Source organism: Cupriavidus nantongensis, from assembly GCF_001598055.1.
GTDB classification, from domain to species: domain Bacteria; phylum Pseudomonadota; class Gammaproteobacteria; order Burkholderiales; family Burkholderiaceae; genus Cupriavidus; species Cupriavidus nantongensis.
Genome location: NZ_CP014844.1, coordinates 1,793,175 through 1,816,396 on the forward strand (window position 1 = coordinate 1,793,175; position 23,222 = coordinate 1,816,396).

Here is a 23,222-nt window from a genome sequence, read left to right on the forward strand (position 1 = left end):
CGCACCTACTGCTCGACGCCGGTGGACGTGATGAGCACCGGGTAGTGGCGCAGGCCCAGGCGCTGGGCCAGGTCGTCGCCGGAGGCCGGCGAGAGGGTCAGGCCGGGAGCCAGCCTGCGCAGCGCCGTCAGCGCGGCCATCGACTCCACATTGACCACCAGGCCCACGGCCTGCAGCTCGCGCAGCGCCGCCTGCCGCTGCCGCAGCCAGGCACGCGAACGCTCGTCGTCGCCGATCAGGAACAGCGCTGTCAGGCCCGGCGCCCGGATGACGCGGCGCTGCGCCTCGCCCGGCGACAGTTGCGTCGAGCGCACCGGCAGCATGGCGGCTTCGGCGTCAGCCGCGTTGCCCGCGCGAGGGGCTGGCATCGGGGGCGGCGGTGTGGCCTGATCCGGCTGGGGATTCAGCGGCCGGTAGTACGGCAGCGCGGAGTCGCCGCCGCGGTCTTCGACGACGATCAGCGGCGCGGAGGCGGTCTGGGCGAAGGCGGTGGTCGTGGACAGCAGCCCGGTGGCGGCGATGAGGACGATGTGGTTCATGGCGTGGTGGCCTGGAGGGTTGGAACGGGAACGCCGGCGTCGAGCACGCGGGTCAGGTGCCGATGCACACTGCGCCGGTAGCGCGCCGCGGGTGCTCCGCCGGCGGGCCGGTGATAGCGGCCGATGGCAAGCAGCCAGTCCTCGCCCGGCGTGTGCTGTTCGCGCAGGATTTCCGCAGCGACGGCGAGGTTGCGGTACGGGTCCAGCAGCTCGCAGGGCTGCGTGTAGCGATGCGTGTGGTAGCCGAGATTGACCTGGCCGAGGCCGGCGTCGATGCGATTGGCCGGCGTGCGGGCGAGTGCCCGGCGCAACCCCGCGCAGGCCTCGGCGCGGGTGGCGTAGCGCTGTGGCGTGCCGGCGACGTTGAGCGTCCACGGCCAGGGGATCAGGCGCCCGCGCAGCATGGCGCCGCTCTCCTGCAAGGCCACCGCGTACAGCACCGCCGCCGGCACGTCTGCACGATGCGCCGCCAGTTGATAGGCCGGCGGCGGCACTTCCCGCCCCAGGGCGGCCAACGCCCAGCCGCCGGTGGCAAGAAGCAGCGCGGCGCTGGCGCAGCGGATGGCGCGGGATGGCCGACGCTCCCGGCCCGGAGCACCTATTGCCGCTGCCATTGGCCGTTCACCTCGCGCACCACGGCCGGCAGCTCGCCGGGCAGGCCGAGCGACAGCCAGCGCCCCGCATCGTGGTTGAGCGTGATGGCGCGGGCGCGCACCCGGGCCGGGTCGATGCCCGCCTGGGTGGCCCACTGCCGGATGCGCGCGTCGTCCTGACGGCTGCCGACCATGTAGAGATCGAAGGCCGTACCGGCCGCCTGCAACTGCTGCACGCGCTGCGCGCACGGTGCGCAGTCGGCCTTGACGAAGACCGCCAGGCGCCCGGAGCCGGTGTTGCCGGCACCCTGCGCCTTGGCGCCGGGCAGGCTCACGCGCGGCTGGCCGGGAAACAGGCGCTGCCACGCCGCGTCGTAGGCGCGCTGGTAGGCCAGCGTCTTGCCGACGCGCCGGGCCTCGGCCTGCACCTGCAACTCTGCGTAGCGCCTGCGCTCCTCCTCGCTACGTGCCTCGATGCCCAGCGCCGTGAGCGGATCGAGCTGGGGCGAATAGACCCCGAGCGGCCCCTGCATCAGTTGCCGGTAACGCGCCCACTCCTCGGGCTGAAGCCCCCATTCCCGTGCCTGCCTCTCGTCGAGCGCGGCATCGGCGCCCGGCTGCACCTGGGCGAGCACCATGCGCGAGTTCGTCACCGGGGCCGGCTGGGCGGATGCGCCGAAAGCGGCGAACAGAACGACGGCAGCGAGCAACGGCCGCAGGTTCATGGCGACCTCCTACGGCACCGCAACGCGCTGCGTCTGGCCGTTCACCTGGAACACGCCCGCCTGCGCCTCGATGGACTGCAGTTGCCAGCCGCCCTCGGCATCGCCCTCGCGCAGCAGCCGGGCGCCCGCGAGCGAGGCCGCGGCGGTGGAGGTGATCGACAGAAAGCGCTCGCCTCCCCGCAGCTCCACGCCGAGCACACGGAACGGCGGCTCCGGCACCTTGGGCTTCGTCACAACCGGAGCGCGCGGGCGAGCGGCGGATGCCACCTGCCGGGTCTTCTCCAGGCGGGTCTCGATTCCGTTCACGCGCGCCTGCAGCGTCTGCAGGTCGACGGCCATGGCCCTCGCCTCGTCGGCCTCTTCGAGGCGCGTCATCCGTTCGTCCAGCGCCTGCCGCGCGTTGGCGAATTCGGCCTGACTGATCGGCGCCGGCCGGCGCTTGTCCGAATCGGCCCGTTGTTCGAGATCGGCCACGCGCAGGCCCAGCGCATTGAGCTGCGCATCCTGTGCGCTGCTCTGGGCTTGTTCGGCGAGCCGCGACAGGCCGACGCTGTTGATGAGTGCCACGGCACTGATGAGGACCAGCCAGAAGGCCGCGGCGACCTTGAGCCAGCGCGTGCGGGTATCGCGCTCGGATGGCGCTTGGGGAAAGGTCATGGCTGCGTCTCCTCGGGCCGGTCGGCGTCCGGCACGGACGTGGCGGCGCCGGGCGGGTTGGCGGAAAGGAAGGTGGGAGCACCGTGCCGGCTGAAGCAGACCTGGCGGGTCAAGTCATCGACCGACAGCTCCCAGGCGGGGCCGGCAAGGGTCAGCAAGGCATCGCGCAGCATCAGCGGACCCAGGCGCAGGTGTGCGGCAGGCAGCGGCAGCGCGTAGAGCGTGGCGGCTTCGGCCGCATCGCAGAGCCGGTAGCCGGAGCGCAGGAGCACATGGCGCATGGCGTCGCCCACGCTGGCATCGAGCATGGGCGGAATCGAGACCTCCACCGCCTGTTGCAAGAGATCACGCTGCGCGGGCTCCGGCACCAGCTCGACCAGGGTGTAGCGGCCATAGCGGGCCACCGGAACGAAACCCGGCTCCGGCGCGACGGCGGTTGGCGATGCGGCCGGCACCGCTGGCGCAGACGGTGCGGCGGTCGTGGCGCAGCCGGCGGCCAACAGACTGCCGGCCAGCAAGCCAGCGGCGAGGGCCAGGCGGTGAACAGCGCGGATGGATGGTTGCATGGAGGGCGCTTCCCTGGAACACGGAGCGCTCACCATCGCCGCCGCTTGGCCTGCGGGCAGCAAACAAAACGCACTGACGCCCGCCCGAATACATGGCGGGCGGCGCCATGGACTGTCATACGCCCAAGAAAAACGGCCCCGAAGGGCCGTGGAAAGAAGCCGGCGACCCCGAGGGGCCGCCGGCATGAGCACATGGATCAGACCGTGACAAGCTGCCGTGCCAGTGCCACCTCCACCGAGTCGCCGTCCTGGTTCAGGACATCGAGTCCGGACTCGGGCACGTCGCCCGACGTGCTCTGCGACACCATGATCTTCCGGGCCATCAACCCCAGGCAGGTCATCTGCGAGGAGTTGGCGTAGCCGAGGTAGATCACGCGCACCGGCTGCTTCTGGCCGATGCGCCATGAGCGCCGGGCGGCCTGCTGCAACGAATACACGTTGTAGCCGGACTGGAGGAACACGATGGTCGGGAACTCCAGCAGGTCCAGGCCGGTTTTCACCAGCTCGGGATTGGTGATGAGCACGTCGATGCCACGGTCCAACTGCTCGGCGATCCAGTCCTCGCGGCGGGAGGCATCCACGCTCGCGCGCAGTACCGCCACCTTGAAGCCTTCCTGCTCCAGCAGCACCTTCAAACGCGACGTGGTGTCGCGCGTGCCGGTGTAGACCGAATAGACCAGGGTCTTGCGACCTTCTGCCTTCTCCTGCTTGCAGATCTCGATCAGCTCGCATTCCTTGGGCATCACTTCCAGCTCGTTGAACTGAGCCGGTACGAACGCCAGGGTGTTGCGCGTGCGCGGATGCACCACTGTTTCCGACCGGAAGCAGCAGTCCGGCCAGGCCAGCAGCACGTTGAGGACTACACCGAGCAGCGTCGTGTCGCGCTTCGCCAGGGCCTGCTTCAGCTCCTGGGTCAGCCGACCCGCCAGATCGCGGTAGGCCGCGGCCTGCGCCGTGTCCATCGCGACTTCGCGGAACTCCTCGTCGTAGGGCGGCAGCACGTTGCCACCGATGTCCTTCAACTTGAGGAAGACCGTGAACGGCAGGACGCAACGCAGCACGCCCTTCGGACCGAAGCCCGGCGCCTTGACCGTGCGCACCGATACCTTGGTGCCCTTGGCCGTCTTGTGCGCCGTGCCAGTGCTCTCGGAATAGATGTCCTTCAAGACACCGTGATCGCGCATGAACGCCATCGCGGCCGAGGTCATGCTGCCGCTCTTCGTCGGCCGGTAGCCGTCTTCGATCATCCGCCCCGGAAGGGCTCGGAACAGCAGGTGGAACAGGTCGTCGCCGTAGCCGCCCATCAGTGTGCCGGTGAGCAATAGCGTCTTGCGCGCCTTGGCCGCCAACACGCCCATGGCCTGGCCCTGTGCGGAGCCGCCGTTCTTGTACTCGTGCGCCTCGTCGGCGATGAGCAGGTCGAACGTGCCTTGGGGAAGCTGCCTCTTAATGAACTCGGACGGCTGGTAGCCGCCCTCGCCGAAGCCGAACTCCATGTTGGCCATCGCGCGTTCCATCCGGTGGGCTTGCCGGTCCGAGAAGACCAGCTCGCCGTTGCCATCCATCAGGTTGATGAACTCGTGGATGTTGTCCCCGAGCATCGACGCGAGGAAGGCGTCACCGAACTTTTGCATCAGCTTCTGCGCGGTGACTTCCCCGATGGTTGGAATACGCTTCAGTGCCTTGAGCACGGTCGAGGACTGGTCGCTGGCGGACAGGCCTCTGGGACGGATCAACGACCACAGCGGTGCACGGCAGTGGCTGCATTTGCGGCGGGACTCCTCGGCTTCGAGTTCGACCGGGTTGATCGGCTCGCCGTCGAGGTCGGTGATGACATGCCCGCAATCCGGGCAGGCCCCCACGTCGCCGTGAGGCGCGCGCCGCCGAACGAAGACAGGTTTCCAGTGGAACCCCATCCGCATCCGCACGCGGCCCAGGACGAAGAACTCCTGGCCCTGCGCCGGCACGCCCAACTGCTCGCGCAGTTTCAGCAGCTTGACCAGCGTGTCCGGGCCATTGAGCACCCAGACCTTGGCACCGGCCACCGTCTCCTGGATCTCGCGCCGCCACTTGTAGACCAGGTGGGGTGGCGAGAGCACCAGGGTGCGGCGGTAGCCTTCGGCGTTGAGCACGGCGGCGGTGGCAATACCCACCGTCGTCTTGCCGCAGCCCATCTCGCCGTTGACGATCGCGGCGCGTTCGCCGCGGTCGACCAGCAGCTCGGTGACGGCATGGACCACATCGGCTTGCGCGGGGAACAGCTTGCGCTTAAGCGCGGCGAGGATCAGTTGCCGATGCACCCGCACCTGGCCGGTGTAGACCGGCGGATTGGCACGGTTGAGCGAATCGAGCAACTCGTCGCCGAACTCCGTTACGAAGTCCTGCAGGCTGAGCGTGAGGGGTGAAGCGGCCGCTTCGAGCAGGTCGCCCTGCACAGCGGTTTCGGGAACGGTTTCGAGATCGAGGGACATGGTGATGCTCCAAGGCAATGGGGCATGTCACCTCCCCCACGGGGCGGTGACATGCCCCTGGGTGGGAAGAAAGAAGCGGCGCGAGACCGCTGGATGCGGATCAGTATTCGCTGGGCAACAGCAGCGTGGTGACGCTGCGATCCCATTCGGTGATGATCCAGAGCTTCAGGTCGCGCGTGACCTGGTAGGACGAGAACAGACGATCCTCGCCGGACTTCAGCGCGGCATCGTTCTGCCGTCGATCGCTGTCGTCCAGGTCGCCCCAATCGCCATGAAGATGGCGGCGCAGGTACGGCGTGGGGTTGAGCCGACCCTGTCGGACCAGCTCGTTGACGCCGGCGGTCATGACCACCTGCCCGGGCGAAAAGCGTGCTTGTGACGCGAGGTTGAGGATTGCGAGTGCCATGGTGGTTTCTCCTTTCGGAAAAGCGGGCCACGGCACCCCATCGGGGCAACGTGACCCCGGTGGGTGGATGAAAGCGACGGCGAACCGTCAGGGAACAGCGATCAGCGGATGGTCAGCACTTCGCCCCACGTGGGCGAGCCCAGCGTCAAGTCCCATGCACGAATGACCGGCACGAACTTGTCGGTGAGGATGCGCGTCTCGGCCACGGAGCCGTCGTCGCGTTCGGTGTATTCCGTCTGGAGGGTCTTCTCCTTGTGGGTATCACCTTTGACGACGAGCACGCGCCCGCTCTTGGACTTCACCACGCCGGAGATCGCGCCCGCGGCCAAGGCCAGGGCGAGATGCCAGTGCGACAAGGCCCGCGCGGGTGGACGCAGCGACTGCTGCGCGCCGCCCAGGTGCGTATCGAGCGCCGGCCAGAGCCCTTGCAGCCGGCCGACTTCATCGGCGAACTGCTCGGGCTCCATCGTCACGCGATAGAAGTGCTCCGGCTCGGCCGGGCTGGCAGGGACGGTGTACGGCAGGAACGGCCATTCGAGCGGCAGTTCCTCGGCTTCGGCGTCGCCTTGCCCGATCTGCAGCAGCAGACCGCGGGTGGCCTTGACCGACTCCGATGCCTGGTCGCGTTGACGAATCCTGCGACCGAAGATCACTACCTGCTTGAACTGCGTTTCCACCGCACGGTAGATGCGCAGGTCGGCAAAGTGGCGCGTCAGCCATCCGACCAGCTCGGCGTCGAGCACGTAGGACGGCACGATGAAGATCAGCACACCGCCGTATTGCAGCAGCGGCAGCGCGCGCTGATAGAACAGCTTTTCCAGCCGCGCACGGCCCTGGCCCTGATAGCCGATGTTGCCGTTCACGTCCTTGCTCAGGTCGCCATACGGCGGGTTCAGCCACAGCAGCCCGAAGGACTGGCGCGAGATCAGCGTGTCCATCAGGTCACCGTGGATGCAGTGATCGACCAGTTGCCGTGCGTGGCGGGCACGCTCGGCGTCGTACTCGACGGCGAAGGCCTGGACCTGCTCGCGCCCGAGGGCGTGGGCAGCTTCGGCGATCGCCACGCCTTCGCCGGCGCAGGGATCGAGGAGGGACATGGAGCCGGGACACGGCGCCAGTGCGGACAAGGCCCGCTCCAGCGTCGGCTCGTCGGTGGGGAAATAGCCGTTACGAATGAAATTGCGCGCCAGGCGCGGAAACATGAGTGCCATGGATTTCTCCTGGTGATGGATGAGGGAAGGCGGGCACGCGCGGCGCGCATGCCCGTGGGGATGGCTCACGCCACACGCCGAAGCGGTGCGTTCGCGGCCAGTTCGTACTGCGTGGCGCCGAGGGTGCCGTTGCGAATCAGTTCGCCCAGCGCCTTCGTCAGCGCCGGGACATCGAGGGCCAGCCGATGGCCTTCCAGTGGCCCGAGGGCCAAGGGAAGACCGGTCAGCATCCGCCGTGTCTGCAACAGCTCCAGCACGGTGTCGCGCCAGTGGTCGAGCAGTGGCAGCGGGCAGGTGTCCTGCACCAGGGTCCACAGCCGGTCGAGCCGGTGAGCGGAATCCCTGGGCAGCAGCGCCAGCGCGCTGGCGTTGGCCTTGTCTGGCTTCACGCAGCGACGATCGAACAGCCACACATTCGTCAGCGAACCGAACAGCGTTCGCCGATAGGCGCGGGTGATGCGCTTTTCCAGGTTCTCGACGTTGCCGACGAAGACCGGGATGGATGCGCCCTGCTCGGTCATGACGTGGAACTGATCCAGTCCCTGTTCATCCCGGCCGAGGGTCAGGCGGGCGAGGAACTCCTGAACGGCGGTGTCGCGCGCCCAGATCGACAGGAAGACGAGATTGTCCTGCTCGTCACCGACGCAACCGTCGGCCATGAGGTCGGGGCATTCGTCGATGCGGTACAGCGGTTTCGCGGAAGAAGGTGCAGGCATGGTGATGTCCTCTTGGAAATGAAGGAGCAACCACAGCCCGCGGGGCAGTGCTCGCCCCGGTTGGGTGAAGGAAGATGCGTGCCGCTAGACAGGGCGTCCCGCGTGGAAGCGGTGAACCCGCTCGCGCCACTCGGAGCTTTGCACCGGCGCCATGTCGAGGTAGCGCAGCGGGCACGAGTAGTAGTACGGATGCACGGACTCATCGAGGGACTTGTAGCCCCAATCGCCGCCCGAGCTTTCCAGCAGATGGCAGCCGATGTAGCAGACGGACTCACCGGCCACGAGGCCCATGACGCCCGCCTGCCTGGCGGTGACGCGAACCACGGTCCACAGAACGTCGCCGTCCAGCGTGTGGTCGATGACTTCGCAGCAAGCGCGTTCGGACGCCTGCGGAGCGAGCAGCTCGCGGATCAACTGATCGCGCGTCTGACGAACGAAGGTCCAGCCCATGAGGGTCTCCTTGAAGAAAAGGCCGGAGCCCTCCCCGTCGGGGGAGAACCCCGGCGGGTGGCGGTATGCCGCGCAAGGCGGCGGATGGATCAGGCAGCTTTGAGGTGCCAGTCCTGGGACAACGGAGCGAACTCGTAGCCCAGCTTGTCGAGACGGTCGCGCTGCTGACGCAGCACACGACGATCCACGGTCGCATCGAGCTTCACGGTCTCGCGCAGGGGCCACAAGGCACCGAACAGCGCCGCGTCGTCTGCCTCGGCCGAGGCCGCAGCGGACACGGGAGCCGGTTCGCTGCCGAACGGCGTGGTATCAACCAGGGGATCGCGCGGACTGCGCGGCTCCGCCTTCGGCTTGGCCGGGGGCGATGCCGGCACGGGCGCCTGCGCTTCCTCGTCGATCGGATCGACTTCCTGCGGACTCAGCCGGCGGGCTTCGTCGCGGCTCAGGGCGTCGATGGCGGACAGCGTCATTCCGCCCAGATGGGCGCGGATTTCGATGACCATGCGGCCGTTGGCGTTATACGTGGAGGGGCGAATCTCGACGATGACGAAATCACCGTCGTACTTGCCCTCGCGATACTGATCGAGTTCGGCGTTCTTCACGACGAACTCGCCGATCGAGGTCGCCAGGCGGCCGACGTTGAAGTCGCCGTTCCTGCCGTGGATGGTCTTGATGGCCAACTGGCCGGGGATGGTGATCATGAAGGTCTCCTGCTGACGAAGAGAGGACAAGGCCCCGGGGATGGGGCCTTGCGGATCAGAACGACTCGGCAACGGCCAATGCGGGGGCATTGGCTGCGTCGTCGGCAGCATCGGCGAGGGGCTTGGAAGGCTCCGGTGCCGAGGCTTGCTGCGCGGCGGGCGCGTCGGACGTCACAGGGACTTCCGGGTCCCGCTCGTCGGTCTCGGTCGGCTTGGGTTCGGCCTTGTAGACGAGCTTGCCGTCGACCTTGATCCAACTGACGAACAGCAGGCGGGCCTTGAGGCTCACCCCCTGCTCGCCGGCACGCTTGCCCTTGGAGTAGGTGAAGGTGTCGGTCCACAGGTCGCCCAGGCGGAAGCCGATCATCACCTTCTTCTCGGCGTCGACCGCCTGAATGCAGCGGCGCACCAGGTGCTGCGCTTCCGATCCCGATACGCGCGTGTCGAAACGCACGTACGAGACGTCATCGCTGGGACCGTTCAGGGCCGCGATGTCGCAGGCCAGGAACGCATCGCCTTTCTTGGGCTTCACTTCGCGGATGCGATTGAGATACCCGAGGCCGGTGATGTGCAGATCGAAGTAGGACTTGTCGGTGGAAGTGGTCATGGTGAATCTCCTGAGAACAATGAGGCGGAGACACACCCGACCCAGGCGGGGAAGGTGTGGAACCCCCGCGTGGGTTGAAGGAACAGCTTGGTGGCATCGCCATCGAGAACCGATGGCCGTTCGCGCATGGATGCCGGTGCGAACTGGGGTGATCAACGCGGCCGGAACCGCGCCGTAGCCTTGAGGATCGTGGCTACGTGGGAATGTTGCTGACGAGGGTCAGCGGAACATGGCGACAACCGTGGCATGAGGGCGTGCCGGAGGCGAGCCTGAATCGGACGCGGTTGGGATCCGTTTTTCCGGTGCCTGGATGCACAGGGAAGCCTTCCAGAAGTTTGCCGATGCGGGTTTGAAATGAGGTCTAATTCCATGACCTGTGGCAGAGAATGACTTCTGGGGATGAACTTGGATCTGGGGAAAATTCGTGAAGTGACCGCGGAGGGGATGCTCGCCCGAGAAATGGCCCGAATGGAAGATGAGCGGGTTTCATGGCGTCACGCCCTGGCCCATACCGACTCCATCGCCAGGCAAATGAAAGAGCTCACGCAAGCGGGTTCGGCCTATGGACAAGTGCTGAGGGACATCAAGGCGTTGCAGTTCCCAGCGTCCGACATTGCTCGGGAATGCACGGGCCTGCTTCGGGCAGACTGCTCAGCGATGGAAACTCTGAAACTGTGGCAAGAGGCGCAGCGTGCCGAGCAGGAGAGCGTCCGCAGAATGCTCGAACCATTGGCCGACATCCGCAAGAGCCTCATGCTGGACGATTCCACCCAAAGGCTCATCAAGGAGATTACCGAGGGGGTTTCGCTCCGAGATCGGCTCGACGACATCCTGTCTCAAGCCACTGGGGCCGGGTCTGCTGCCAAGATGTGGGCCCAGCAGATCGAAAACTCACGGGTTCAGGCAAGGAGGCTCTTCGACGACCTGGGAGTTGGCAACAGCATCCAGAACTATGTCAGGGACTTCGAGCACGTCAATGGGCGGTGGAAGGTGCCCAGCGAGGTGCTGGACATGGTGGGCTCGTTCAAGGAGATTCACGACCGGCTTGGCAAAGTGGCATTGCCCACTATCGACTGGGACTCCGCTGCAACCCTGGCGAGGCTCTTGGGGCGAGAAGGCATCGAGGAGCAACTTGCCCTGCTCGGGGTTGAACCCGATGGGACACTGCGCGAACTGGCCGAGCGTCCTGAGAAGGGTCTTCTCAGCCGAAAACAGGCTGATGCCCTGGCCATTCTCAGCTTTCTGTTAACACTCTGGATTTTCGTGTACCAGGAGTACAACAACTCGCTGCAACAGCCCAGGACGGAGACCTTTCAGGCACAGACCGCGGCGGCATTGCAGGTGCAGGCCCAACAGATTCAGAGCCTCACCGTGCTGTTGGAGAAGGCTTTGGCTCAGGCCGCCGAGGAGCCAGAGACGCGGTTCGTCGTACGCGAACGAACGGCCACGGTGCGCTCGAAACCCGAGAACGGGGCAACTGTCGCAGGGAAGCTCTTGCCCAACGAGGTGGTGCGTGCCGTTGACAAGGACGGCAAGTGGGTCGAGGTCGAGTACTACCACTGGCTGCATGAGGAGTACCGCACGGGCTGGGTCCTGAAGAAGTACTTGGAACGAGTGCCGACGAACTACTCCAAAGATGCGAGGTAGCCCGCCTTGGGCCGTCTGAACGGGAAACCGCACCAGAAATGAAGAGCCCCCGAAACTGGGGGCTGTGACAGGGTGGTCAATTGGCATTCTGCATCGGCGTCATGGCCTGCAGCGACAGCTGCGTTGCCGTGGCGAACACCTCGAGGTCGCCCTCGCTGCTCAGGATGAGCGCGAAGACACCATCGTGCGGATCGAAGAACTCGCCGAAGTCGTCGCCACGGAACTCGGCGCGCGCCAGCTCCCACCAGTCATCGAACGCATCGACATCCGGACTGCAGTCCTCGGCGTAGGCGATGAACTTCTGGCGTCCGTCGGGCCAGCGATCGCCGCGTTCGGCCAGGAAGTACGCGCCCTGGTCCTTGACCAGGATGACGCGGCATTGGTTGACCACCGCTTCGGCGAACACGGGTCGCAGGTCCGAGCCCTTGAATCGAACTGACATGGATGTAATCTCGAGAGAAAAGAATGAATGGCCTCCCGCCGAGAGAGCGGGAGGCTGTGTGCAGGTCAGTGCCGGACAGCCTTGCGACCCGACAGGCACTGCACGCGGATGCGCCGCCAGCTCCCGTCGTCGATCAGCCGTTCCAGCGTCTCGCCGAGGGTGTCGAAGAACACCTCATCGACCCGTTCGACCAGCTCGCCGGCGCGGTGCAGCTCCACCGCGTAGAGGTCGAGGCCACGCTCATACAGCACGGTGACGCGACCCTGGAACTTCATCGTGGCGACGGTGAAGCCGATGGCCGGTGGCGTGCGGATGATGTCGGCGGGCAGCGGATCGACCCAGGTGATGTCCCGCGCACCGGCATCCACCAGCATGTGGGTGATGCGCCGGAAACCGTCGGGAGCGGGCAACTGCTCCAGTTGGTCGACCAGTTCCTGCAGCTCGGGGCAGCGCGGCTCGGGGATCGGCAGCTTCGCCGGTGCGGACCCGAGCACGAACCGCTTCACCGTGTAGGGCTGGCCATCGGCGGTGAACTCGGTTTGCTCCTCGGGCGTGTCCGCCCGCTGACCGTCGAACCGGCGTCTGACATAGGGTTCGACCTGCACCTTGGCGCCCTCGTCGGGCACTTCGGTCACGAGGGTGCGATCGAGCACCGCGAACTCGGCCCGTCCCGTCTTGACGACGATGGCCTCGTCGGTGGTGGCGATGACCTTGCCCTCGAAAGGCTTCGGGTCGATGTGAAAGCCCAGCGTCGAAACCTTGGGCTGGCCGTCGAAGATGTTGAACTTGAACGAACGGACGTTGGAAGGCACATGACCGACAACGAGCGTCGGCATCTGTGCGCGGATGGCTTGGGTATCCATGGGGAGACTCCTTGTGGCAACCAAGGGACTCCCGCCCGCAAGGGAGGTCTGTCCCTTGAGGGTGAGGTGGATGGACGCGGGTGCGCCCGGAGAACGAAGCAACCAGCACGGCGAACCGCGCCGCAGTCTTGAAGGTCTCGACTGCCTGGGCATGCTGCCGGCAACGCCAGCGAACATGCGGCCAGCGTGCGGCACATGGCGGCGGCCGTCCGTTGGGAATCGGCAATGCGCCGGCACCGCGTTCCGCGAAAAAGAAGAGCCCCGACGTGGGGGCTCGAATGGGTTGCGGGTTACTTGTCGTCGTAGAGCGTCAGCCCGTCCAGCACGGGCGCGTCGGCATCGAACACCAACATGCGAACGTCAGCGAGCGCAGCCAGGTGCAACACTTCCACGAGGGACTCCGGCACGCCCTTGGCCCGGTGCTCCTGCCGCAGCTCTTCGGCGGTGATGCCCTCGACATGCTGCAGGTTCGCATCCGTCCAGGGGGTGGCGATCAACTTCACGCCGATCGCGGGGCTGTACGGGATGCGGAAGGCGACGAACAGAAAACCGCTCGGCGTGGCGATGTCGGCCAGGTTGGCCAGATAGCGGCCGGCCTCCTCGGTGATGTGCGCCGAACTGATTTCCCAGGCACGGCTGTAGAACCCGGTCTCGAAGCGCAGGCGGCGTACCACCTCTCCCGCGGCTTCCTCGGAGTAGGTGTCGCCGACGTGCAGCGGCTTGCCGGCTTCTTCGGCCATGACGGCGTAGACGAGGTTTCGGGCGATGCCATGGCTGGGGCACTGCGCGTCCAGCTCGGGCGGCACGTTCTGGCCTTCCGTGATCAGCGCGAAGTCGTCGCAGAAGACGCAGGCATGGAGCTCGACCTGGCTGTCCGGCAGGTGCGACTGCGAGACGTGCAGCGGGAGGTAGCTCAGCGGGCAGTCGTCGTCGTAGGCAATCGCCAGCAGCCGTTGCACGGACAGGCTATCGTAGCCGCGGACGAAGGGATTGTTGGAATGGGACATGGGATTCCTCCAGCAGAGGATGGCCGAGGCAATCCCCTGCCGGGGATTGAACCCCAGCGAGTGGATGAAGTGGCAGCCGGTCAGCCGGCCGCGGCGTCGGACCGCCCTGGTGGCGGGCGGTGCGGGTCAGTGGAAGATGCTGATTCGGGACATGGCCGCTCCTGCGAAAAGAAGGAGGGACATGGCCCCGAACGGGGACGCATGTCCCTCGTGGGGTGGGATGAAAGGACGGTGGGTTGCCAGGCGCGGCTCACCAGCCGTTGTAGTGCAGCGTGAGGTCAGCGATGACCTGGCGCCGTTCCAGATCGAGGCCGCCGAAGTCGGACAGCCCCTCGAAGCCGCAACGCTTGAGCATCGCGCCACCCTCGCGGGCGTTGTAGAAGCTCACCATCGCGGACAGGAACATGCGTTGACCGCTGCTCAGCACGCCCAGGGCGTCGTTGAGCATCAGCATGTTGGGCCGCAGATCCCACTTGGTGGTGGCACGCTGCAGACCTTCGCGTGTGCCGTCGCCGAACCACTCGTGGCCGGCGATCTGCGCGCCGCGCTTCCAGGCCTCGAAGAAGGCCTGCGGTGCAGCGTCGAAGTGCGCCTGTTCCAGCGCCATCTGATCGAGCACGTCTTCGGGCAAAGACAGATTCATGAGAGAACTCCTTGAAGGGTGGGAATCAGGGGTGAGCGCGCTGCGTCCAGGCATGGGTATCCAGGGCGCGCTGTGCTGCGAGGTGGGTGGGGAAATACTCGACGGACTCCCGCGATACCGGGCCTTCGTCGTCTTGCGTGCCGATGTATTGGCCGGCCGCGCTGCGCAGCACCTGTAGCGGCAGACGCTTGCCGGTCCAGGTCAGCGCCAGCGCACCACTGCGCACTGCGGTTGCAGAGGAAGATGCGGAAGGTTCAGACATGCCGTGCTCCTTGGTGGGTCGGGGAGCACGCATCCCACAGGGGATGGGGTTCCCCTCGGGTGGTTGAGAAAAGTGCATCGTCGCCAGGCCGGCGAGCGTCCGCGGTGGGCGATGCGAAGCGGACTGGATCGGTCAACGCGGCGAACCGCGTTGCAGTCTTGAAGACCGAGACTGCCAGGGCATGCCGCTGACGACTGTCAGCAACGCATGGGTGAGGATGGGCGCGAAGCATGGCTGCCGTCGCAGGGAAAACCGAATCGCGGACGGCCCGCTTTAGGGCAGGCCCGCGTCACGGGACAAGGCAAGGACCAGGGCGCCGAAGGCCACGCGGGCCTTCGGCTGGAGAGGAAGGAAAACCACCTGTGGGCTGCGTCAGCGCAGGCCGTCGTCAAAGCCGTTCGCTGCGTCAGCAATCGCACCCGGCCCGTTTCGTGGCTGGGGCCGGAAACCTTTGGCACGCATACGCGCACAAAGGGAGCCCGTTGTTCCGCCGGAGGGCACCGGCACGGAATACCCTCGGCCCAAGGGGCCTCCTCACGGCTCGCGCGGCGGCAAGGCGTCAGGAAGCCCCTCGTGGCCGAGGCAAGGCACACCGATCAAGGGAATGGCGGCGGGCGCGATTCGTGGAGCAATGACCTTCTCGCCCCGTCGCCCGATGGCGGGCAGACGGGGCGCGCACACCGTTGCAGAAGGAGACGCGCGCTTTGGAGTCCCGCGCGGTGCGGGACGTTTGCCTCGCCGCCAGTGAAGTGGCCGGCGCGGCAGGGGGGAAGCGAGGATCAGGACGCCTTGGAGGCAGCGCGCCGCTTGCGCGGTGCGCTGCGCTGGCCCGTCGGGGACTCGATCGGCAACGTGCCCTTGCAGTCCGGGTAGCGCGAGCAGGACCAGAACGCGCCGCTTTTGCCCGTGCGCTGCTGCATCGGTGCGCCGCACTGCGGGCAGGCCGGCGCCGGCGGCAGCTTGAGCGAGAGCGTTGCGCCGCGGTACTGCTGCACGAGCTGGCCGACCCACACGGACTGCTTCTCGATGAAGGTGTCCAGCGCCATCTGGCCGGCCTCGATCATGTCGAGCGCCTGCTCCCACACCGCCGTGGTGCCGGGGTCGGCGATGGCCGAGGGCACCGCGTCGATGAGCGTGAATGCCGCGTCGGAAGCGCGGACGGCGCGGCCTTTCTTGACCAGGTAGCCGCGACCGATCAGACCGTTGATGATGTTGGCGCGTGTCGCCTCGGTGCCGATGCCGGTGGTATCTCGCAGCTTCTGTTTCAGGCGCGGGTCGGTCACGAACTTGGCGACGGTCTTCATGGCCTTGATCAGCTCGCCCTGCGTGTAGGGTTTGGGCGGCAGCGTCTTCAGCGCCTTGAGATCCACCTTTCCGACCGGGCAGGACAGGCCCGCATGCAGGGCGGGCAGCACCTGGCTGTGCTGCGCATCCTCGCCACCGGCATCGTCCGGCCCCGGCGTCGCCAGCACCTCACGCCAGCCGATGACGGCAATCTGCTTGCCCACGGCCGCCAGCGACTGACTGCCGCACGAGAACTGCGCTACCGTCCGGTCGAACTCATGGTGCGGGAGGAACTGCGCGAGGTAATGAGCGCGGATCAGCCGGTAGACGGCCAGTTCCTTCTCGTTCATGGCCGACAGGTTGGCGGGCTCCAGCGTCGGGATGATGCCGTGGTGAGCCGACACCTTGCCGTCGTTCCACGCACGCGAACGCTGGTTGCGATCCAGGCGCTCGATCAGCGGCCGCAGGCTGGGGTCGGTCTTGACCAGGCTGTCGAGTACGGTCGGCACCTCGGCCAGCATGCTCTCGGGCAGGTAGCCCGAATCGGAGCGCGGGTACGTTGTCGCCTTGTGCGTCTCGTACAGCGCCTGGGCAATGTCCAGCGTCTCCTGCACGTCGAGGCCCAACTGCTTGGAGCACACCTCCTGCAGCGTGCCCAGGTCGAACGGCAGCGGCGGTGCCTCGCGCACGCGCTCGGTGTCCACCGACACGACCTGCGCATCGCGTGCCGCGCGAATGCGATCCGCAGCCTGCTGCGCCACCGGCTGCTGAAGGCAGCGACCCGCTGCATCCGTGCTGCCTTCGGGCGGTATCCAGCTCGCGGTGAAGGATTGGCCGGCATGGGATAGCAGCACATCCACGGCCCAATACGGCATGGAGACGAATCGCGCGATCTCGCGATCACGATCCACGACCAACTTCAGCGTCGGCGTCTGCACGCGCCCCACCGACAGCACGCCCGTATAGCCGGCCTGACGCCCCAGCAGTGTGAACAAGCGGCTCAAGTTCATCCCGATCAGCCAGTCGGCGCGCGATCGGGCGAGTGCGGAGAAATACAGCGGCAGCGTCTCGGCGGACGGCTTGAGCGCACGCAGCGCTTTGCGGATCGACGCATCGTTGAGCGCCGACAGCCACAGGCGCTGAATCGGCCCGCGGTAGCCGCACAGGTCGATGATCTCGCGGGCGATCATCTCGCCCTCGCGGTCGGCGTCGGTCGCTATCACCAGCTCGCCCGCCTTGGCGACGAGCTGCTGCACGACCTTGAATTGCGCTGCGGTCGCCGCCTTGGGCTCGACACGCCAACGCTCGGGAAGAATGGGCAGTTGCTCGATGGCCCAGCGCTTGTATTGCTCGCCGTAGCCTTCGGGCGGAACCGCCTCCACCAGATGACCGATGCACCAGGTCACGACGACACCCGCGCCGCTGTAGCAGCCGTTGCCGCGTTGAACGGCACCCAGCACACGGGCGATGTCCTTGCCCTGGGACGGCTTCTCGCACAGGAACACGCGCATGAAGCCTCCTTGGAAATGTGCGGTTCATCGGATGGGCGTCAGCTTGGCGGGGCCAGGAGATGCCGGCAGCAAGGAAGTCGATTGATGCAGACACCGCTTTGTGATTGGCAGGCGGTTCGTTGCCGCAGCGGTGTGCATAGATCGTAGGAGCTGGCACAGCAAGAGCGTCGTTTCGGGAGGGCGGCTGGAACTCCGTGGACGACCTTGGAGCTATCCCCTGGGGATAGCTCGCTGGTGCATCGCGGGCGTATGACGGTTGCTACAGCCGCCCTCGGGGGAACGGCGATGGGCGAATTACTGTCCGCCGGCCGGCTTGGCGCTGAGCGCCACCGACTCGATGCGGTACGGCAGGATGCCCACGCGCCGCGCCTCGACCTTGAACGTCACGCGCTCGTTCTCGTCGGCGTCCTCCCATTCGTCGCGCACGGTGCGGCCCTCGACCAGCACCCGCATACCTTTCTGGTACAGCGTCTTCCAGTGCTCGGCCTCGCGATGCCACAGTTCCACCGGCGCCCAGAAGCCGCCGCGATCTTCGTACTCGCCGTCCTTCTTCGGGATCGGGTTGTCGAAGTAGACGTTCAGGCGAAGCAGCCGGCGCGGCTCGTCGTTGCCGTTCGGAAATTCGCGGTAGTCCGGCGCAGAACCGATGTTGCCCTCGCCGACGAAGTGCGTGCTCATGGTGACTCCTTGGTGGTGGGTGGAACGGACGCGGTATGCCCGTGGACGCGCCGCAGGTAAGCCGCTTCGGCCTGCGCGGCCTTGTTGGCGCATTCCAGGGCTTGGCGAGAGATGCTGTGGGTCAGACTGATCTGCATGTTCAGCACGATGCGCTGCAGTTCGATCGCGTACAGCTCGTCGATCAGCGAGGCCGGCGTCGCGGGGTTGGCCAGCAGGGCCTCCCACAACGCCACGCCCATGGAGGAACGGTCGAGGTTGCGCCAGCGCAGGAAGGTCGTCCCTGCGCCAGTGGCCTGCTGGGCCAGTTGCACGTCGAGCAGACTGAATGGATAGGCGCGCGCCTGGGGCAGCACGCGCCGCTGCGCCAGGCCAATCACGTCGTCGCGCAGCGCTGCGCACTGGCTGGCCCAGGTCTCCAGACTCCCCTTACCCTTAAAAGGCTGTAAAAGGCCTTTTAGGTAGCCTGCGTGTTCCAGCCGCTGGAAGTCCGCCTGTTCCAGCGCCACGAAGCGCGTGGAGTGGCTGATAGGGGGCGATGCTGTCATGCGCCAGCACCCTCATCGCCCGCCGCACCATCGGCTGCGCCACCCGTGGAAGCCTGCGCATCGGGCACGATGGCAGGCGCAGCAGGCGGCGTGCCGGGCTTGTTCGTCCGCCGCGCGATGGGTGGCGCGAAGCGCGAGCGGCGCGTGCCTTCCAGCACGTCCTGCGGCAACTCGCCGAACTTCTCCAGCGCCGCTCGCGCCGCCGCGTTCTTCGCCGCGAAGTCGTCGCGCGTCGTGCCCGAGTAGCGGTACTGCTGGGCCAGCGAGAACAGGCTGCGCAGCGCGTGCGCACCATCATTGAGCCAGCGCTCCAAGGTGCTGCGGTCGATCAGCGCCGTGTGGTGCGCCAGGATGAGTTTGCGTGCCAGGTCGTCGTAGTCGGCCAGCAGATACACCGCCATGAAGCCGAGCTGGGCGTTCACGAACAGCGGCAGCTTCACCGGCTGCACGTTCATGTTCTCGCCCAGCGACAGCGCCGATGGCACGTCGGCCAAGGCCTGATCCACCTGGTCGCGCAGGGTCTGCAGACGGGTCTTGGTGTCGGCGAGCTTGTCCTCGATCCGCAACATCCACCAGTCCGAGTACGGGTCGTCCTGCTCGGCGCCGCGCTTCATCTTGTTCATGGCGCCGATGAAGCCGTTGAGACCGATGATGCCGGGGCGCCCCTCGGTCGGCGCGCGGCCGTGCCAGATGCGCGAAGCGTGGTGCGTGTGCAGCGTCAGCGACATCGCGCTGCGCAGCGATCCGAGATTCAGTTGCAGGGGTTCTGTGCGTTCGTTGGCCATGGGAGCGACTCGCGGTGAATTGGCGAGTCGCCAGCATCGGCATCGGCCGGAAGGCTGTCAGTCAACAAACCGCAGCCCATGCGCGCCCGGTTTGTTCCGCGCGGAAGGCTGTGTGTGCCGGCTATCCCCTGGGGATAGCTCGGCGGATGTGTTCGCGGCTCGCGCGGAGGTGAGACCGCGTTGCGGGGCTATGCTTCGCGAGGTCTGTACCAGGCGGCCCGTTGCCCCTCCACCTCACGGTAGCGAAGCTCGAACAGGCGGCACTCATGCACCACCTGCCGCCAACTGCTGCAGCCGTACTTGGCTGGAAGCTGCTCGGGATGCCGGTCCGCGATCCAGCGGCCAGCGGCGGCGATGGGTGTCCAGCCCTCGACGGCCAACTGCGCGGCGGCCTCGCGCAGCGCGCGGACGATGCCGGCGGCCGGCCAGTCCACCGTGCCGTCCGGCGCGATGCCATTGACCACCAGGTCGTGGAACACATCCGACGGGACGAACTCCGCTGCCAGGCGCCGCGCCTGATCCATGTGCTCGGCCCAGCCGCGCAGCTGCTCGAAGTGTTGATCGATGCGCGTGTAGGCGGAACCGAGTTCGTCCTGTGCAACGCGGCACCCGTCCACGGTCCATAGATCGTGCTGATCGATGAAGTGGTGCACCAGAGTGTTGCGCAGCGATACCAGGTCTTTGAGGTCGGCCTGGGTGTTGGCGTAGTCCTGCGCAGACAGGCTCAGTTGCACGCGCGTGCGAAAGGAAATCACGTCGCCGGGAAGAGCGTCGTCGCGTTCCTCGCCGCCATTTCCATCGGTGACGACATACGAACCAAACAGTTGTCCGACCAACGTGCCCAGGGTCTTGGTCGCGGCATCTTCAATCCGCGCTGCGCGAATGGCCTCCAGCGAATGCGCCGGGCCTGAAATCTCGTGGTGGGCCACGATGGCTTTCATGAGGCGCTCGTATTGTTGAAGGCGCAACAGGCATCTGCCCAGCAAGCGCTGAACGTCTCGCTGCAGTGGTTGCAGTACGTTTGTGACGGGGGAAGTCGTCATGTCCATCATCGGCCGGGCTCGTGCGTGGCTGTCCTCGTCTGATTCACAGGCGACAGTTTCGCCTGTCGTTCGGCGGGCGACAATTGAGCGCGGCGGAAAGGCGTCTGTTCCAGCTATCCCCTGGGGATAGTCAACATCAGCGATCACGCAAGGCTTCTCGGAGCTGTGCCAGGTAGGCACGTGCCACCTCGGGGTCAGCCGCACGGGATGCCGGTGGTGACGATGGCGGGGACGCTGGCGCCGCCGATGCACTTTCTCCGGCCCAGGCCTTGAACTCCCCGCGGATCGCCTTCTGGATGATGCCAAACAGGTAGCCGGCCGGGTTGCGTACCGCGCTGTTGTGGCAGCGTGCCGCCCACTCGTCGAGAACGGCCTGCCTCTGCGCCTCGTCCACCTGCTGCAGCGCCACCAGCGCGCCGGCCTGCTGCTCGTCCTTCAAGCGCAGGAAACGCTCGGGTAGCCGCAGGTTCTGCAAGGCCCTCGCGCGCGGTACTGTACGTACTTCATTTATACGATCATTACGTACTGTACGGTCCTCCTTCGGAATCCGAAGTGAGCCGTCCGGCGCGGGTTTCGGTCCTGCTTCGGATTCCGAAGACGGGCGCGCAGCATTCCGAAGAAGGGCTTCCTGGCCTTCTTCGGATTCGTGGTCCGCACCCTCCTGTGGATAACCTGGCGTCGTCCAGCCATGCAGCGCCATGCGCTGCGCCAGCACCTGCAAGCGGGTCGGCAATGTGCGGCCGCTGAGCAGCGGGTCTCCGGCAATCTCCTTGAGCGTGTTCATGCCCACGATCTGTACCGCCTTGGCGGCATGGGTCAGCGCCTGGCTGACCAGGCCGAGGTAGTCGGCATCGAGCTGCATCGCCTCGAAGGGCGACAGCGGTTCGTCGTGCAGCACGTAGAGGTTGCCTTGGATGCGGCCGGTCTTCGGGTCGCGCCGCCGCCGCGCCAGGCTGAGCCAGCGCGTCAGCCGCAGCAGCGTCAAGGCGCGCGCCACGGTCTCGTGCGAGGCTTGCGCCGCACAGGGCATGGACGCCAGATAGGGGCGGAGCTGGTCGTAGGTGGGAAAGGCGGTCACGCCGTCGTCGTTGAGCTGCAGGCGGAACACCTGCCAGGCGTTGCGCTCCAGCGGCGTCAGGCGCCGGTCGAGGAACAGCCTGCGCGGCACGCTCTCATGGCGGTTGCCGCTGTAGAGGAAACCGTCGGCGGCCGGCGCCGTGCCCTGCGCCGGTTCCTTCGGCTCAAGGTGCCGCAGCGCCTCGTCGAACAACGCCGACAGCGCAACCGGGCCATCGCGCCGTGATACGCTGCCCGTGGTCATGGCTACACCAGCCCCTGGTCGATCCAGTTCCGTATCGCCGACCAGATCACCGACATGGGCAGGGTCATGGCCTCGGCCAGGTCCATGGTCAGCGCCAGCATCGCCATGTCGTCGGTCAGGGCGATATGGCGCTCGGCGACGCCGGCCTTCCAGCGCTCCCACAAGGCCACGTCCTGCGCCTCATCAAGCACCGGATGCCGGCCCTTGCGCTTGGGCAGCCCGAGGATGTCACGGCGCAGCGCCACTTCCTGATGCGTGAGGCCGTAGAACTTGCTGACCATCTCCGTGCTCGCCCCCAGGCGCAGCATGCGGTCCACCGTGGCGATCTCCCGCTCCACGTCGTGCACCTGGCTCAGAAGCCGCTTCAATACCTCCCGGTTCACCGACACCGAACACCACGACACCGTGGCATTCACCAGCATGCTCACGAGCTCGGGGTGTTTCAGCGCATCCAGCTCCTCCTCGCCGAAGCCCATGGCCTTGCAGCGGCGCAACTGGCCGTTGCGCAGGTCATGCAGGGCCTGGGCGATCACGGCCTGGTTGAGCGGGTGCGGTGCCGACATACGGGAGCCTCCTGCGCTCAGGAATCCTGGCTCGCTACGCCGGCTTCCAGATCCAGCAGCCGGCGCGCCAGGCGCAGCAGACGGAACAGCTTCACCAGCGCAGCATCGCTCAGGCGTGTGGCCGAGCCGCCGTGGCCATGCAGCAGCGCCGCCAGCTCGTCGGCCAGCCGCGCGCGGTCCAATCCGTTCGCGGAGGGCGGAGCCGCACTCAGCACATGCAGCAGGGTCAGCACCGCCCGCGCGAACGCCGGCAGCGCCTTCGCCTGGCCCACAACCGGCGCCGCGCAGACGAAGCCGATGCCGCCGACGCTGGCCTCAATGTGGTCGGCGACCGCCGCTTCCTCGCCGATCTCGCGCGCGAACTGCGCGATGTGCACGCGCAGGCGATCCGGCACGTCCAGCCCCGGCTCGACGTACCAGACGTCCGAGATGGGATAGAGCCCGCCGACCTGCACGGGGATCGCACGCAACGCATCGGCCTCGAAGTCGGGCAGCTTGTCGCCGAGCTGGTCCGCGACCATCCGCTGGATGGACTGCAGGCGCTCGGTGGTCGGTGCCGGTGTCACGATGTGCCCCTGCAGGCGCTCTTCGCGTTCCCCGTGCTGGTCCTCCGGCGCTTCGGGCGATGCAGGCGGTGTCGCTGCTGGCGCCGAAGGCGCGACCGGCGTGGTGTCGCGCGGCACAGACGAGGCGGGTGGCTGCTGAGGCGCGGAGACCGGCGGGGGAGGATCAGCAGGCACGACAGGCGCTGCCGGTGGCGTCGGCGCCGCCGGTTCGCTGGTCAGCGCACGCTGGCGGCTTTCGCTGTCGTTGATCTCCAGCGCCAGCGTGTCGTAGTCCGCCTCCAGCAGCTCGGCCATCTGGCCGACCAGCTCGTCCTGCACCCGCTGCGGCGAGAAGTCGTCCGGCTGTGTGTCGAACTGCGTCAGCACGTCCTGAAATGTTGACGGCGGTGTAAAAGCGACAGTAAATGGCGGCGTATGGTT

25 protein-coding genes and 1 pseudogene are annotated in these 23,222 nt (G+C 66.7%); 1 reads left to right on the forward strand and 25 read right to left on the reverse strand.

Annotated features, from left to right (window positions below):
• Positions 1–5: 5 nt before the first annotated feature.
• The 12 genes from A2G96_RS08380 to A2G96_RS08435 all read right to left on the reverse strand — a co-directional run bounded on the left by A2G96_RS08380 (position 6) and on the right by A2G96_RS08435 (position 9,642).
• Entirely contained in the window at positions 6–539 is a 534-nt protein-coding gene (locus A2G96_RS08380; RefSeq protein WP_062798471.1) for an integrating conjugative element protein, read from the reverse strand.
• Positions 536–1,153: a lysozyme family protein gene (locus A2G96_RS08385; RefSeq protein WP_062798473.1), complete on the reverse strand. Its 618-nt coding sequence runs from the start codon at positions 1,151–1,153 to the stop codon at positions 536–538. Before A2G96_RS08385 ends, A2G96_RS08380 begins: the two co-directional genes overlap by 4 nt.
• Entirely contained in the window at positions 1,138–1,857 is a 720-nt protein-coding gene (locus A2G96_RS08390; protein ID WP_062798475.1) for a TIGR03759 family integrating conjugative element protein, read from the reverse strand. Before A2G96_RS08390 ends, A2G96_RS08385 begins: the two co-directional genes overlap by 16 nt.
• A gap of 9 nt (positions 1,858–1,866) precedes the next feature.
• Complete coding sequence (locus tag A2G96_RS08395) at positions 1,867–2,514, reverse strand: hypothetical protein (protein ID WP_062798477.1); 648 nt, start codon at positions 2,512–2,514, stop codon at positions 1,867–1,869.
• Complete coding sequence (pilL2, locus tag A2G96_RS08400; protein ID WP_062798479.1) at positions 2,511–3,080, reverse strand: PFGI-1 class ICE element type IV pilus protein PilL2; 570 nt, start codon at positions 3,078–3,080, stop codon at positions 2,511–2,513. Before pilL2 ends, A2G96_RS08395 begins: the two co-directional genes overlap by 4 nt.
• Positions 3,081–3,277: 197 nt before the next feature.
• Positions 3,278–5,551, reverse strand: coding sequence for a helicase-related protein (locus A2G96_RS08405; protein ID WP_062798482.1), 2,274 nt, complete (start codon positions 5,549–5,551; stop codon positions 3,278–3,280).
• A gap of 100 nt (positions 5,552–5,651) precedes the next feature.
• Entirely contained in the window at positions 5,652–5,957 is a 306-nt protein-coding gene (locus A2G96_RS08410; RefSeq protein ID WP_062798484.1) for a hypothetical protein, read from the reverse strand.
• A 101-nt stretch (positions 5,958–6,058) separates the two neighbouring features.
• Positions 6,059–7,168: a DUF6094 domain-containing protein gene (locus A2G96_RS08415; protein ID WP_062798486.1), complete on the reverse strand. Its 1,110-nt coding sequence runs from the start codon at positions 7,166–7,168 to the stop codon at positions 6,059–6,061.
• 65 nt (positions 7,169–7,233) lie between these two features.
• Positions 7,234–7,884, reverse strand: a complete 651-nt coding sequence (locus A2G96_RS08420; RefSeq protein ID WP_062798489.1) for a hypothetical protein — start codon at positions 7,882–7,884, stop codon at positions 7,234–7,236.
• Positions 7,885–7,968: 84 nt separating this feature from the next.
• Positions 7,969–8,334 (reverse strand): hypothetical protein, encoded by a 366-nt coding sequence (locus A2G96_RS08425; protein WP_062798491.1) that lies wholly within the window; start codon positions 8,332–8,334, stop codon positions 7,969–7,971.
• 89 nt (positions 8,335–8,423) lie between these two features.
• A complete protein-coding gene (locus tag A2G96_RS08430; protein WP_062798493.1) occupies positions 8,424–9,035 on the reverse strand; it encodes a DUF3275 family protein in 612 nt (203 codons plus the stop codon).
• Positions 9,036–9,090: 55 nt separating this feature from the next.
• The gene (locus A2G96_RS08435; protein WP_062798495.1) at positions 9,091–9,642 is read right to left on the reverse strand and encodes an STY4534 family ICE replication protein; all 552 of its coding nucleotides are present in this window, start codon (positions 9,640–9,642) and stop codon (positions 9,091–9,093) included.
• Positions 9,643–10,041: 399 nt separating this feature from the next.
• Here A2G96_RS08435 and A2G96_RS08440 point away from each other — a divergent pair, with 399 nt between their 5' ends.
• On the forward strand, positions 10,042–11,289 hold the full coding sequence (locus A2G96_RS08440) for an SH3 domain-containing protein (protein WP_062798497.1): 1,248 nt from the start codon (positions 10,042–10,044) through the stop codon (positions 11,287–11,289).
• 76 nt (positions 11,290–11,365) lie between these two features.
• Here the strand turns inward: A2G96_RS08440 and A2G96_RS08445 are convergent, their stop codons facing one another.
• The 13 genes and pseudogenes from A2G96_RS08445 to A2G96_RS08505 all read right to left on the reverse strand — a co-directional run.
• Positions 11,366–11,731, reverse strand: coding sequence for a DUF3085 domain-containing protein (locus A2G96_RS08445; RefSeq protein ID WP_062798499.1), 366 nt, complete (start codon positions 11,729–11,731; stop codon positions 11,366–11,368).
• Between the two features lie 65 nt (positions 11,732–11,796).
• Complete coding sequence (locus A2G96_RS08450; protein ID WP_062798502.1) at positions 11,797–12,594, reverse strand: hypothetical protein; 798 nt, start codon at positions 12,592–12,594, stop codon at positions 11,797–11,799.
• A gap of 290 nt (positions 12,595–12,884) precedes the next feature.
• Positions 12,885–13,601: a DUF5983 family protein gene (locus tag A2G96_RS08455; protein WP_062798504.1), complete on the reverse strand. Its 717-nt coding sequence runs from the start codon at positions 13,599–13,601 to the stop codon at positions 12,885–12,887.
• Between the two features lie 250 nt (positions 13,602–13,851).
• The gene (locus A2G96_RS08460) at positions 13,852–14,244 is read right to left on the reverse strand and encodes a hypothetical protein (protein ID WP_011829941.1); all 393 of its coding nucleotides are present in this window, start codon (positions 14,242–14,244) and stop codon (positions 13,852–13,854) included.
• Between the two features lie 25 nt (positions 14,245–14,269).
• Positions 14,270–14,506, reverse strand: coding sequence for a hypothetical protein (locus A2G96_RS08465; protein WP_062798506.1), 237 nt, complete (start codon positions 14,504–14,506; stop codon positions 14,270–14,272).
• 779 nt (positions 14,507–15,285) lie between these two features.
• Positions 15,286–17,301 carry a DNA topoisomerase III gene (locus A2G96_RS08470; RefSeq protein WP_062798508.1) on the reverse strand — a complete coding sequence of 672 codons (2,016 nt, stop codon included), beginning with the start codon at positions 17,299–17,301 and terminating at the stop codon, positions 15,286–15,288.
• A gap of 294 nt (positions 17,302–17,595) precedes the next feature.
• On the reverse strand, positions 17,596–17,979 hold the full coding sequence (locus tag A2G96_RS08475; RefSeq protein WP_062798511.1) for a single-stranded DNA-binding protein: 384 nt from the start codon (positions 17,977–17,979) through the stop codon (positions 17,596–17,598).
• Positions 17,976–18,524, reverse strand: coding sequence for a DUF3158 family protein (locus A2G96_RS08480; protein ID WP_062798512.1), 549 nt, complete (start codon positions 18,522–18,524; stop codon positions 17,976–17,978). The genes A2G96_RS08475 and A2G96_RS08480 overlap by 4 nt, the downstream gene beginning before the upstream one ends.
• Positions 18,521–19,309, reverse strand: a complete 789-nt coding sequence (locus A2G96_RS08485; protein WP_004362271.1) for a PFL_4669 family integrating conjugative element protein — start codon at positions 19,307–19,309, stop codon at positions 18,521–18,523. Before A2G96_RS08485 ends, A2G96_RS08480 begins: the two co-directional genes overlap by 4 nt.
• 188 nt (positions 19,310–19,497) lie before the next feature.
• Positions 19,498–20,250 (reverse strand): OST-HTH/LOTUS domain-containing protein, encoded by a 753-nt coding sequence (locus A2G96_RS08490; RefSeq protein ID WP_062798514.1) that lies wholly within the window; start codon positions 20,248–20,250, stop codon positions 19,498–19,500.
• Between the two features lie 238 nt (positions 20,251–20,488).
• Positions 20,489–21,673: an STY4528 family pathogenicity island replication protein gene (locus A2G96_RS08495; RefSeq protein ID WP_062798516.1), complete on the reverse strand. Its 1,185-nt coding sequence runs from the start codon at positions 21,671–21,673 to the stop codon at positions 20,489–20,491.
• A gap of 2 nt (positions 21,674–21,675) precedes the next feature.
• Positions 21,676–22,236, reverse strand: coding sequence for a DUF2857 domain-containing protein (locus tag A2G96_RS08500; RefSeq protein WP_004255086.1), 561 nt, complete (start codon positions 22,234–22,236; stop codon positions 21,676–21,678).
• A 17-nt stretch (positions 22,237–22,253) separates the two neighbouring features.
• Positions 22,254–23,183: pseudogene (locus tag A2G96_RS08505) on the reverse strand (ParB family protein); the annotation flags it as partial.
• Positions 23,184–23,222: the final 39 nt, after the last annotated feature.

Excerpts from the sequence above, each read along its gene's own strand:
- A2G96_RS08430 (WP_062798493.1), bottom strand. The coding sequence starts at position 9,035 with ATGATCACCATCCCCGGCCAGTTGGCCATCAAGACCATCCACGGCAGG.
- A2G96_RS08410 (WP_062798484.1), bottom strand. The coding sequence starts at position 5,957 with ATGGCACTCGCAATCCTCAACCTCGCGTCACAAGCACGCTTTTCGCCC.
- A2G96_RS08445 (WP_062798499.1), bottom strand. The coding sequence starts at position 11,731 with ATGTCAGTTCGATTCAAGGGCTCGGACCTGCGACCCGTGTTCGCCGAA.
- A2G96_RS08415 (WP_062798486.1), bottom strand. The coding sequence starts at position 7,168 with ATGGCACTCATGTTTCCGCGCCTGGCGCGCAATTTCATTCGTAACGGC.
- A2G96_RS08495 (WP_062798516.1), bottom strand. The coding sequence starts at position 21,673 with ATGACCACGGGCAGCGTATCACGGCGCGATGGCCCGGTTGCGCTGTCG.
- A2G96_RS08420 (WP_062798489.1), bottom strand. The coding sequence starts at position 7,884 with ATGCCTGCACCTTCTTCCGCGAAACCGCTGTACCGCATCGACGAATGC.
- A2G96_RS08405 (WP_062798482.1), bottom strand. The coding sequence starts at position 5,551 with ATGTCCCTCGATCTCGAAACCGTTCCCGAAACCGCTGTGCAGGGCGAC.
- A2G96_RS08390 (WP_062798475.1), bottom strand. The coding sequence starts at position 1,857 with ATGAACCTGCGGCCGTTGCTCGCTGCCGTCGTTCTGTTCGCCGCTTTC.
- A2G96_RS08395 (WP_062798477.1), bottom strand. The coding sequence starts at position 2,514 with ATGACCTTTCCCCAAGCGCCATCCGAGCGCGATACCCGCACGCGCTGG.
- A2G96_RS08455 (WP_062798504.1), bottom strand. The coding sequence starts at position 13,601 with ATGTCCCATTCCAACAATCCCTTCGTCCGCGGCTACGATAGCCTGTCC.
- A2G96_RS08490 (WP_062798514.1), bottom strand. The coding sequence starts at position 20,250 with ATGAAAGCCATCGTGGCCCACCACGAGATTTCAGGCCCGGCGCATTCG.
- A2G96_RS08475 (WP_062798511.1), bottom strand. The coding sequence starts at position 17,979 with ATGAGCACGCACTTCGTCGGCGAGGGCAACATCGGTTCTGCGCCGGAC.
- A2G96_RS08500 (WP_004255086.1), bottom strand. The coding sequence starts at position 22,236 with ATGTCGGCACCGCACCCGCTCAACCAGGCCGTGATCGCCCAGGCCCTG.
- A2G96_RS08380 (WP_062798471.1), bottom strand. The coding sequence starts at position 539 with ATGAACCACATCGTCCTCATCGCCGCCACCGGGCTGCTGTCCACGACC.
- pilL2 (WP_062798479.1), bottom strand. The coding sequence starts at position 3,080 with ATGCAACCATCCATCCGCGCTGTTCACCGCCTGGCCCTCGCCGCTGGC.
- A2G96_RS08385 (WP_062798473.1), bottom strand. The coding sequence starts at position 1,153 with ATGGCAGCGGCAATAGGTGCTCCGGGCCGGGAGCGTCGGCCATCCCGC.
- A2G96_RS08425 (WP_062798491.1), bottom strand. The coding sequence starts at position 8,334 with ATGGGCTGGACCTTCGTTCGTCAGACGCGCGATCAGTTGATCCGCGAG.
- A2G96_RS08485 (WP_004362271.1), bottom strand. The coding sequence starts at position 19,309 with ATGGCCAACGAACGCACAGAACCCCTGCAACTGAATCTCGGATCGCTG.
- A2G96_RS08435 (WP_062798495.1), bottom strand. The coding sequence starts at position 9,642 with ATGACCACTTCCACCGACAAGTCCTACTTCGATCTGCACATCACCGGC.
- A2G96_RS08465 (WP_062798506.1), bottom strand. The coding sequence starts at position 14,506 with ATGTCTGAACCTTCCGCATCTTCCTCTGCAACCGCAGTGCGCAGTGGT.
- A2G96_RS08480 (WP_062798512.1), bottom strand. The coding sequence starts at position 18,524 with ATGACAGCATCGCCCCCTATCAGCCACTCCACGCGCTTCGTGGCGCTG.
- A2G96_RS08460 (WP_011829941.1), bottom strand. The coding sequence starts at position 14,244 with ATGAATCTGTCTTTGCCCGAAGACGTGCTCGATCAGATGGCGCTGGAA.
- A2G96_RS08470 (WP_062798508.1), bottom strand. The coding sequence starts at position 17,301 with ATGCGCGTGTTCCTGTGCGAGAAGCCGTCCCAGGGCAAGGACATCGCC.
- A2G96_RS08440 (WP_062798497.1), top strand. The coding sequence starts at position 10,042 with ATGAACTTGGATCTGGGGAAAATTCGTGAAGTGACCGCGGAGGGGATG.
- A2G96_RS08450 (WP_062798502.1), bottom strand. The coding sequence starts at position 12,594 with ATGGATACCCAAGCCATCCGCGCACAGATGCCGACGCTCGTTGTCGGT.